General features: G+C 41.4%; 10 protein-coding genes and 1 pseudogene. 7 read left to right on the top strand and 4 right to left on the bottom strand.

Annotated elements, in window-relative coordinates; genetic code table 11:
• A pseudogene (locus BLT_RS0114155) lies at positions 1–196 on the top strand (CvfB family protein); the annotation flags it as partial.
• A complete protein-coding gene (locus tag BLT_RS0114150) occupies positions 193–960 on the top strand; it encodes a class I SAM-dependent DNA methyltransferase (protein WP_017728430.1) in 768 nt (255 codons plus the stop codon). The pseudogene BLT_RS0114155 and the gene BLT_RS0114150, both read left to right, overlap by 4 nt.
• Before the next feature lie 471 nt (positions 961–1,431).
• Here the strand turns inward: BLT_RS0114150 and comER are convergent, their stop codons facing one another.
• Positions 1,432–2,262, bottom strand: coding sequence for a late competence protein ComER (comER, locus tag BLT_RS0114145; RefSeq protein ID WP_017728429.1), 831 nt, complete (start codon positions 2,260–2,262; stop codon positions 1,432–1,434).
• A 91-nt stretch (positions 2,263–2,353) separates the two neighbouring features.
• Complete coding sequence (locus tag BLT_RS0114140) at positions 2,354–2,614, bottom strand: DUF2533 family protein (RefSeq protein WP_017728428.1); 261 nt, start codon at positions 2,612–2,614, stop codon at positions 2,354–2,356.
• 41 nt (positions 2,615–2,655) lie between these two features.
• Between BLT_RS0114140 and BLT_RS0114135 the strand changes: the two genes are divergently transcribed.
• The 3 genes from BLT_RS0114135 to BLT_RS22005 all read left to right on the top strand — a co-directional run bounded on the left by BLT_RS0114135 (position 2,656) and on the right by BLT_RS22005 (position 6,246).
• Complete coding sequence (locus BLT_RS0114135; RefSeq protein ID WP_017728427.1) at positions 2,656–3,273, top strand: helix-hairpin-helix domain-containing protein; 618 nt, start codon at positions 2,656–2,658, stop codon at positions 3,271–3,273.
• Positions 3,274–3,357: 84 nt separating this feature from the next.
• A complete protein-coding gene (locus tag BLT_RS0114130) occupies positions 3,358–3,924 on the top strand; it encodes a ComE operon protein 2 (protein WP_017728426.1) in 567 nt (188 codons plus the stop codon).
• 15 nt (positions 3,925–3,939) lie between these two features.
• The gene (locus tag BLT_RS22005; RefSeq protein WP_017728425.1) at positions 3,940–6,246 is read left to right on the top strand and encodes a DNA internalization-related competence protein ComEC/Rec2; all 2,307 of its coding nucleotides are present in this window, start codon (positions 3,940–3,942) and stop codon (positions 6,244–6,246) included.
• A 258-nt stretch (positions 6,247–6,504) separates the two neighbouring features.
• Here the strand turns inward: BLT_RS22005 and BLT_RS23250 are convergent, their stop codons facing one another.
• Positions 6,505–6,642, bottom strand: coding sequence for a YqzM family protein (locus tag BLT_RS23250; RefSeq protein ID WP_017728424.1), 138 nt, complete (start codon positions 6,640–6,642; stop codon positions 6,505–6,507).
• A 426-nt stretch (positions 6,643–7,068) separates the two neighbouring features.
• Between BLT_RS23250 and holA the strand changes: the two genes are divergently transcribed.
• Positions 7,069–8,124, top strand: a complete 1,056-nt coding sequence (gene holA, locus BLT_RS0114110) for a DNA polymerase III subunit delta (RefSeq protein WP_017728422.1) — start codon at positions 7,069–7,071, stop codon at positions 8,122–8,124.
• A 42-nt stretch (positions 8,125–8,166) separates the two neighbouring features.
• Here holA and rpsT read toward each other — a convergent pair whose 3' ends face one another.
• On the bottom strand, positions 8,167–8,433 hold the full coding sequence (gene rpsT, locus BLT_RS0114105; protein WP_017728421.1) for a 30S ribosomal protein S20: 267 nt from the start codon (positions 8,431–8,433) through the stop codon (positions 8,167–8,169).
• Between the two features lie 230 nt (positions 8,434–8,663).
• On the opposite strand from rpsT, the gene gpr reads away from it, so the two are divergent.
• Positions 8,664–9,785, top strand: coding sequence for a GPR endopeptidase (gpr, locus tag BLT_RS0114100; RefSeq protein WP_017728420.1), 1,122 nt, complete (start codon positions 8,664–8,666; stop codon positions 9,783–9,785).
• Positions 9,786–9,904 lie beyond the last annotated feature (119 nt).

The raw sequence follows: 9,904 nt of genomic DNA, 5'->3' as shown, positions 1-9,904 counted from the left end.
TGATGCAGAAGTTGTTTACGAGTATTTGCTTTCTCGTGGCGGTTCAATGCCTTATTGGGACAAAACAACACCTGAAGACATTCAACGACGGTTTCAAATGAGCAAAGCAGCGTTTAAGCGTGCCCTTGGTAAATTAATGAAAGAAGGAAAGGTCTACCAAAAGGATGGCTGGACCTATCAGAAGGAAAAGCAATGAAGTATGAAGGATTTGCAAGCATTTACGATGTTTTGATGGAAGATGCACCTTATGAGCAGTGGGTGGCATTTGTGGAAGAAAATGTTCAAGTTCATGAAATCAGCGGGCGCTCATTGCTTGATCTTGGTTGCGGCACTGGACAGCTATTGCTTCCACTACTAGAAGCAGGCTATGATGTGACAGGAGTGGATATCTCCGCGAATATGCTTGCAGTTGCTAAAGAGAAGCTTTTACAAGCTGGCTATGATCCCCTCTTAGTACAGCGAGATATGCGGGAGCTGTCCGATCTAGGATCATTTGACGTCATTACGGCTTTTTGTGATTCTCTCAATTATCTTCAAACAGAAAATGATGTGGAGCGTACTTTTTCTCAAGTGCATGAACAGTTAAAAGCTGGCGGACTTTTTATGTTTGATGTTCATTCTGTTAGTAAAGTGATGAAAGGGTTTGTCGGGCAGACCTTTGCAGATGATGGCGAAGAGATCTCATACATTTGGCGGTCATTCCACGGTGAATGGGATGCCTCAGTGGAACACGAGCTCAGTTTTTTTGTTAAAAAAGAAGAGGGGCTGTATGAACGGTTTGATGAGCTTCATGTTCAGCGAACGTACCCGATTAAGCAATATATACAATGGCTCAAACAAGCGGGCTTTACTGTGTTAAACGTAACAGCTGATTTTTCGAAGGAGCTGCCCACAGAACATAGTGAACGGATATTTTTTGTAGCAAAAAAAGAAGGAGATCGGTTCCCTTCTAGCGAATAAAAAGGGGCTGGGACAAAAGAGTTTTTATGATGAGAAATGCGAACGTCATGATCGTTGGTGCATAGCATTCGCTTCGGACATATCCTTCGCTTTCCGCGGGCGGCTGGTGAGCCTCCTCGTGCTTTTTGCACTGTGGGGTCTCACCCTTGCCTTTGCTCCCGCAGAAGTCTACGTCCATGTCCTCCGCTAAGGTTGTGCATTGTTCGCATTTTCAATCATACACGTTCGTTATGTCCCTGCCTCTTTTTTCTGAAAAGGAGACGGATCTTCAGTTCAAGTTGATGAATCATTAAAGCACTTCCGCTCACTTTGCCTTCATTGAAATGGTTCACACAAGGATCTGACGGACTCAATTTCATCAGTGGGAAAAGTGAGCCGCTCATGCTAGTCTTTGTGTAAGAAGCCTAAAACTGAGGTACAGAAGAAGAACAAAAAGCCATTGCTCTTGCTCACACAGCTTACAAATTGTTACTATGTTGGTTTGTTCGATAGTTGTGCAAGGATTTTTTCCTTTTCTTCATCGTATTTTAAATGGGTTTGTTGGAATAAATGATCAAACATTGACCCGATTTCCTCTTCTAACACCTTGATTCCTTCTCCTGTAATGCCTCCAGGTACACATACCCTTTTTTGTAGTGTAGGTAGTGAATAAACCTCTTTTTCTAGTAGTCTGCCCATGCCAATCAGCATATCCGTTGCTAGTCTAGTTGCATCCTCCTTGGATATCTGTGTCTGTCTTTCTGCAGCTTCGATGAATCGTTGCATAATATAGCTGAAAAATGCAGGCCCACAGCTAACAATATCCGAAGCAACTCTTGTAATGTTTTCTTCAATTATAAGAGGATTAGAAATAGCTCCCATTAATGAATACAGAAGTTCCTTTTCCTTTTGAGAACAGCGTGTACCGAAGCTTAATAATGAAGGTCCTGTATGAGCTCTATTTAAAATACTCGGTATGGCTCTTGCCACTTTGCAATCAACCATTTCTTCTAGTTTTGTAACAGAGATAGGACTTGTTATGGAGACTAACAGTTTGTTTGCTGTGCAATGACGGTTAATTTTGGTTAATACTTCCAAAAATTGTGGAGGCTTTACGCAAAGAAAAAAACAATCGGTTTCTTTTACAACCTCTGTGGCATTCATAGCCACTTGAAGCTTCGGAAAGCGACGTGCGAGTGCCTCAGCTTTTGCGTGCGTACGGTTTGCCACAAGAAGCTTTTCAGCTGAAATTACCCCTGATTCTAGGAACGATTCGATTAAAATCGTCCCCATGCTTCCTGTTCCGATAATGCCAACCTTCACAACGCTCCCTCCTTCCTGCTCCATCCATCAACATGTGCGTACGATGGGGCTTTATCACAGAGTATATGAAAAAAAAGGAGCAATATGCCCCTTATTTACCTTGTTTATTTAAATAATCAATAACCATTGCTGTTGTTACTTCTTTCCGAGTAGGAAATTGAAAACGTTTTGCTATATCGTTCATTTGTTTTGTAATGTGGTTTATTTTCTGAACAGAGAAGGATTTACCTTGCTTTGCTTGAGCCAACGTTTCCACAATAGCTAATTCTCTTTGCTTGTCGAATGCTAGAAAGTCGGCTTGCGCCTTTCGGTGATTCTTCACTTGTTCCGCAATTTGCAGATGTACACTCATATGGTTGTTTCTCCTTTCAAATTCTAGATACAGAGGTGTTGATGTTGAAATTATCGAAGCGTGAACAAATTCTTGTCGGTAGCTCTGGAATCATTGTTCTACTAGTAAGTGTAATTCTCTTCCTAGCTTTTGGCAACATTGAACATGAAGAAGTGGCAGATGGAGAGTTGGAATGGTTAGTAACAGGGGGGATGGAAAATGAGGCTGAGACGATAGAAGAGGAGGTCAGGAAGTTCATTGTTGTTGATCTGAAAGGAGCTGTAGAGCGACCTGGTGTTTATGAGATGAAGGAAGGGAGCCGCTTAGTCGATTTGATTCAGGAAGCAGGTGGCATGAGGGAGGGAGCTGACGAGAGACAGTTGAATTTTGCTGCTCGGCTCTTTGATGAAATGGTCATTTATGTTCCATACGAAGGAGAGGAAGAGTTCATACAAGATTATGAAGCAAGTCGCATCGAGCAGGATGGAAAGGTTTCAATTAATCGTGCAAGTGTTGAGGAGCTTCAGCAATTACCAGGGATTGGTCCAGCAAAAGCAATGGCCATCGTTACCTTTCGTGAAGAGAACGGTCCGTTTGAAGCGATTGAAGAGTTGACACAGGTTTCTGGTATTGGGGCAAAGTCAATGGAGCAGCTTCGTGAGCTTGTGAGTCTTCAGTAAAGCGAAAGATGGAAAGGAAGATTGACGAAAGCGGTGCGCATCTCTAAACTAACAGAGAGAATGTTCGAGTAGGGAGTGAATAGATTGGAACGTATTTCTTGGGATCAATATTTTATGGCACAAAGTCATTTATTAGCACTTCGCAGTACGTGTACACGCTTAATGGTTGGTGCAACCATTGTTCGAGATAAACGAATTATTGCAGGTGGCTACAATGGTTCAATTTCAGGCGGGGCCCATTGCATTGATGATGGATGTTATGTAGTAGAAGGTCACTGTATTCGAACGATTCATGCAGAAGTTAATGCATTACTTCAGTGTGCAAAGTTTGGTGTTCCGACGGAGAATGCAGAAATGTATGTGACTCATTTTCCGTGTGTCCATTGCACGAAAGCAATCATTCAAAGCGGGATAAAAAAGGTGTATTATGCTAGTGATTATAAAAATCACCCATATTCAGAAGAGCTTTTTAACGAAGCAGGTGTAGAGGTCATACAGGTTGAGTTAGAGGAAATGATTCTAGACCGAAACAATCAGGAAAAGCTGCAATTTACAGCAGAATTGCTTGATAAGCTTGGAAAAGCAGGGCATGAAAAAGAAGAGCTACGTAAGCTTCATGATCGTGCGAATCAATTGTATACATCCTCATAATAAGGAGGCTGCGGTTTGCATCGTTACGTTCCCATTTCTGTTATAAGTGCGATGCTTGGTCTTTCTTTTTCTCTACAAGGACCGAGCATTTTCCTCTTTTCCCTCCTTATGATGATGCTACTTATCGGGTTCAAAAATCGGCAGACTAGGAAACCACTTCTCTTGTACCTTGCTCTTTTATTTAGCTTCTTTTATTTTTATGGACTATGGACCGATGAAAGAAATCAATCGATTCTTTCAGGGGAGCATTCACAGCTTACTGGTGTCATTCATACGATTCCAACGGTTGATGGAGATCGTTTTTCTGTACAGGTAAAAACAAACGAAGGAGAAGTGGTTCAGCTTCATTCTTTCATTCCAACATTTGAAATGAAAGAACGATTGTATAAGGTTCACCCAGGTATGCTTTGTACGTTTGCAGGCTCATTCGAAAAGCCGGCAACTCCCTCAAATTTTTATCAGTTTGACTACCAGCGTTACTTATATGAACAGTCGATTCATTGGGTTTTTGCTGCAACAATGGAAAACTGGAGGTGTCAGGAGGCTTCAGGAAGCCTATGGACAAAGCTACAAAAATGGAGACAGGCACAAATCCATGCGTTAAAATCCCAGCTTAATGATGAAGTGTATGGCATTGTTATTGCACTTGTGTTTGGAGAACGAAAGGGCATGAGCCCGGATGTGTTAGATGCTTATCAAGATTTAGGGATTATTCACCTTCTTGCAGTTTCTGGTCTTCATGTCGGCATGGTTGTGGCAGCTAGCTATTATTTACTCATTCGAATCGGTTTATCAAAAGAAAGGACGATGGAGGTCCTTCTTGTAACATTACCTTTTTATATGATTATGGCCGGATCGGCACCGCCTGTCATTCGTGCTTCCTTTATGGCAATGGTTGTTCTTCTAGCGATGCGTTTGAAAATTCGGTTGCACCCCCTCACCTCCATTAGTATTGTTTTCTTTATTTATATCCTCATCCAGCCCTTTGCACTCTTTCAACTGGGTTTTCAGCTTTCGTTTTTGACATCGTTTGCATTGATTTTATCAGCCTCACAGCTTTTTAAGCAGTACGTCAATCCCTTTAATCAACTTATTCTCGTTACTATGGTCGCACAAATCAGTACCATTCCCCTTATACTTTACCATTTTTATGAGCTCCCGTTGCTTAGTCTTCCTTTAAATGTGTTGTATATTCCTTTTATCACCTTTGTGGTATTGCCGTTAAGCTTTATGGTCTTCATCTTTCATTTTTTCCACCCCATGCTCGTGAAGCTTCCTCTTTTATTTATGGATTTCGCGATTCCTTACATTCACTCTTGGTTTTTGACAATGAAATCATGGCCTTTGACCACAGTCGTTGTGGGAAAACCTTCAGCGACACTTGTTGTTTTCCTTTATGTGGGTGTCGTTTATGGATTTAGTTGTTGGGAGACTGGAAATCGTGGGTGGTATCGCAGACCGCTATATTTCCTTAGTGTTCTCTTAAGCATTCACTTTCTTTCTCCCTATGTACATTCAAGCGTTAAAGTGACAATGCTTGAAGTAGGACAAGGGGAAAGCATTATCATTGAATTACCCTATCGTCAGCAGGTCTATGTCATTGACACTGGTGGAACGATTTCCTTTCATGATGAAGCTTGGCGCGAGCGAAGAAAGCCATTTGAAGTGGGTAGAAATATTGTCGTCCCATACTTGAAAGCGAAGGGGATTCGCGTCGTCGACCGATTGATTCTTACCCATGGTGATTATGATCATATTGGCGGTGCCAAAGCACTTGCAGAAGAGCTTAAAGTAAAGGAAGTTCTCTATAGCAAAGGCCCTGTAGAAGGGGAGATGGAGCAAATCATATTACAAACTCTCCATCGGGAGGGAGCTACCATTCAAATGATTGAGAATGAAGACTCGTGGGCTGTTGGCAAAAATCATTTTCTGATTCTCTCACCTGCAACTGGAAACGAAGTCAATTTGAATGCTCGTTCCATCGTATTATATGCAAGGATGGGTGAAAAGCGCTGGTTGTTTATGGGGGACCTTGAAGAAGAAGGAGAGGCGCAGCTTCTTGCACAATATCCGAATCTTCAAGCAGATATTCTAAAAGTTGGACACCACGGAAGTAGAACGTCTACGACTGAGGCTTTTCTTGAGCAAGTGTCTCCTTCTGTTGCGTTAATTTCTGCTGGTCGTTCAAACCGCTACGGTCATCCACATCCAGAAGTAATTGAAAAGCTCGAAGCACGCCGCGTTACCGTTATTCGTACAGATGTAGAAGGAGCAGCAAGGCTTAGTGTTCGAAATGGTAAGATCAGCATTCAACGTCCGTGAATGAATGCTATTGCAACATAAGAAAAGCGCAAGCACCTTAGTAAGCCGCGACAAGTGTTGGTGCCTGTTAGAGTGCTTCCAGATTTTTGGAAACTATTGACAGACTGAAGCAACCTTGAGCAGCTAGGAGCTTACGCTAGACAGCTTTAAAGTTTTATCCTTTCTTTGCGTTCAAAAAAGGATGTAGTCTAGAACTTCATCCTTTTTTGAACCGATGGGAAGTACCTTTCTTCTAATGAGACGTTTTCGGTTTGCGGCTTAAAATTGGCTGAAAACGTCAACAAGTGATGCAATCGTAAAAAGAAGTGCAAAGAAGCCGAAAGGAACAACAAAACCTAGTACAGAGTCAATTAAGTCATTGTTTTTATATTGTACGTCTTTTTCAAATTCGTTCATCTTGTTTCCCTCCTTCATTCACCCTTTAGTATACGGGAAGAGCTTAGAAAAATCTATAACGTTTGTAGGGTGTTGACGAAAAACAAAAAACTGTTCATAAATTTGCAACTTCTCGCTATTGTCTTTCCCACGATTGTTAAGAGTTGTCACCTATAGTTTCCCTCTGCATAGGATATCCTAACAACTACAAGGCGGTCATGATTACCGTCATGAACAGGATGTCTCGAGGTCCTTGCTTCATGACGTTTATCATAAATGGGGGAATCCTTCTTGCAAGCTCATTCCCCCTTTTCATATCCCTACTTGTCAGCAACAAGAAAACCATCTAAGCTTAAGGGTAGAGCAAAATCATAACCGCCTCATTGTTAGTTTTCCCTATTATGAGGAAATTATTGCTCGTCTTGTTGCTAAGGAAGTGAAGAGGATATGAGTTATCTTGCAAGGAAGAAAGAAATCACGGCAGGGCAAATTGCGCCTGTTTATTTCTTATATGGAACTGAATCTTTTTTAATTGAGGACATAATTCAAAACATATTGACTCGAACGTTAACAAAAGATGAAATGGATATGAACCTTTCGGTGTACAGCTTGACGGAAACATCTGTTGAGCTGATCGTAGAGGAAGCAGAAACAATACCGTTTTTTGGTGCCAAACGAGTCATTCTACTTAAAGACGTTTACATTGTTTCGAGCCAACGTCATGAAAGTAAAATTGACCATGACTTAAAAAAGCTTGAACAATACTTAGAAAACCCAGTGCCAGAAACGGTCTTGGTGATGATTGCCCCATATGAAAAATTGGATGAACGAAAAAAATTGACCAAACAGTTAAAAAAGCTTGCAGCTGTTGTTGAAGCCTTTCCTTTTGATGAGAAAGAGACGGCAAGGTGGTTAACACTGCAAGCGCAAGAGCGAAAAGTGGAATTAACTGAGACAGGAAAGGAACGCTTGATCCAGCTTCTCGACAATCGATTGATGCTTCTAGCCTCAGAGCTTGAAAAAATGGCTCTCTATGTTGGAGAAAGAGGAACGATTGATGAACAGGTTGTAGACAAGCTTGTTTCACGTACGTTAGATCAAGATGTTTTTTCCTTAATCGATCATGCCGTAAAAGGGAGCATTCAAGAAGCGCTTTATATTTACCATGATCTACTTAAACAAAAAGAAGACCCTTTGAAGCTTCTAGCTCTTTTAGGAAGACAATTTCGTATTTTATACCAGGTAAAGGAACTAAGCAGACGTGGATATGCGCCAAAGCAAATGGCTAGTCAGCTGAAGCTTCACCCCTATGTTGTTAAGCTGGCTATTCAGCAAACAAATCAGTTCTCTGAACACATTCTTTTAAAATTACTGGAGAGGACTGCAGACACAGATTATTTAATCAAAAGCGGTGCAAATGAGAAAACATTAGCGGTTGAATTGCTACTTTTAACGATTGTGGATGTAATAAGAGAAGAAAAGGGAGCTCTTCGAAAGGGATGATCTAAAAGAATTAAAAAACGACTCAGATGAGTCGTTTTTTAATTATGCAGACACTTCGTTAAGTAATTTCGCTAAACGAGACTTTTGACGAGATGCTGCATTTTTATGGATAAGTCCTTTGTTAGCAGCTTTATCCAGCTTCTTTGCTGCTTCAACAAACGCTGCTTTAGCAGTTTCAACATCTTTATTTTCAACAGACGTTTCAAAGTTTTTAATCGCTGTACGAAGAGCTGATTTAGCAGAAGCATTAATCGCACGACGCTTTTCATTCGTAGTTACACGTTTAATCGCTGATTTAATATTTGGCATTCCTTTCACCTCCCGAAAACAACCATGGTCATCTTTTTGTTAACCGCTCGTCACAGGGTGCGTTCGGTTTCCGTTTCCTTTATAAGCAAGGGAAAGATGATACTCACGCATCATCATGACAACAATCTGCATTCTATCAAAAACGGCAGATAAATGCAATAGAAGAATGAAAACAGCCACGGTTGGAGACGCTAATTGTCATATAGCATTGTGACGAGGAGTGTGGCAGGATGGAGCAAGAATTAAATGTGGAGAAATACGCGATTCGAACGGACTTAGCGATAGAAGCTCGTGATTTGGCAATTGAAGAAGAGAATAAGAAGAATCCTGAACAACCAGTTGAAACCGTTCAAGGTGTGACAGTAAAGGATAAAGAGGTTGAAGGTGTTAAAATTACAAAGGTGGTGATCAGTGAAGAAGGTGCCACACGCGTTGGAAAAAAAGCAGGGAATTATTTAACGTTTGAAGCACAAGGAATTCGCAAAAAAGACACAGAGCTTCAAGAAAAAATAGAACGGGTATTTGCGAACGAATTTTTTCAATTCTTAAATGAATTAGGCATTCAACAAGAAAGTAGCTGCCTTGTTGTTGGTCTTGGGAATTGGAATGTCACCCCTGATGCATTAGGACCGATAACAGTAGAAAATCTCCTAGTAACTAGACACCTTTTTCAGCTTGCTCCAGAGCAAGTTCAAGAAGGCTTTCGCTCGGTCAGTGCAATTGCACCAGGTGTCATGGGCTTAACAGGTATTGAGACGAGTGATGTCATTTTAGGGATTATTGAGAAGGCAAAGCCTGATTTTGTGATTGCGATTGATGCTCTTGCTTCTCGTTCGATCGAGAGAGTAAACGCAACGATTCAAATTTCTGATACAGGCATTCACCCAGGTAGTGGCGTTGGCAATAAACGAAAGGAATTGAGCAAAGAGACCCTTGGCATACCTGTAATCGCAATTGGTATTCCGACAGTCGTAGACGCGGTTTCGATTACAAGTGATACAATCGACTATGTCCTTAAACATTTTGGGCGTGAAATAAAAGAAGGAAAGAAGCCGTCACGTGCGTTAACACCAGCTGGCATGACATTTGGCGAGCGACGTGTTTTGACTGGCGAAGATATGCCAGAAGAAGCGCAACGAAAGACGGTGTTAGGAATGGTAGGCACACTACCAGAAGAAGAAAAACGCCAGCTCATCCAAGAAGTGTTATCGCCACTCGGTCACAATCTCATGGTAACACCGAAAGAAGTTGACGTATTTATTGAAGATATGGCCAATGTGCTTGCAGCCGGTCTCAACGCCGCTCTCCATGGTGATATCAACCAAGAAAATGTCGGCGCCTATACACACTAAGTCGTTTTATTTAGACAAAACCCTTCATCTGTTTAAAGGATGAGGGGTTTTTGAGCTGTGGAAAAGGTGGAGCCTTGAGTTCACGAAAAAAGTGAAAGCACTGTGCCTTATATATAAAT

Source organism: Halalkalibacterium ligniniphilum (assembly GCF_000334155.1).
In the GTDB taxonomy this organism is placed as follows: domain Bacteria; phylum Bacillota; class Bacilli; order Bacillales; family Bacillaceae_D; genus Halalkalibacterium; species Halalkalibacterium ligniniphilum.
This window is presented reverse-complemented; position numbering and strand designations above follow the sequence as displayed.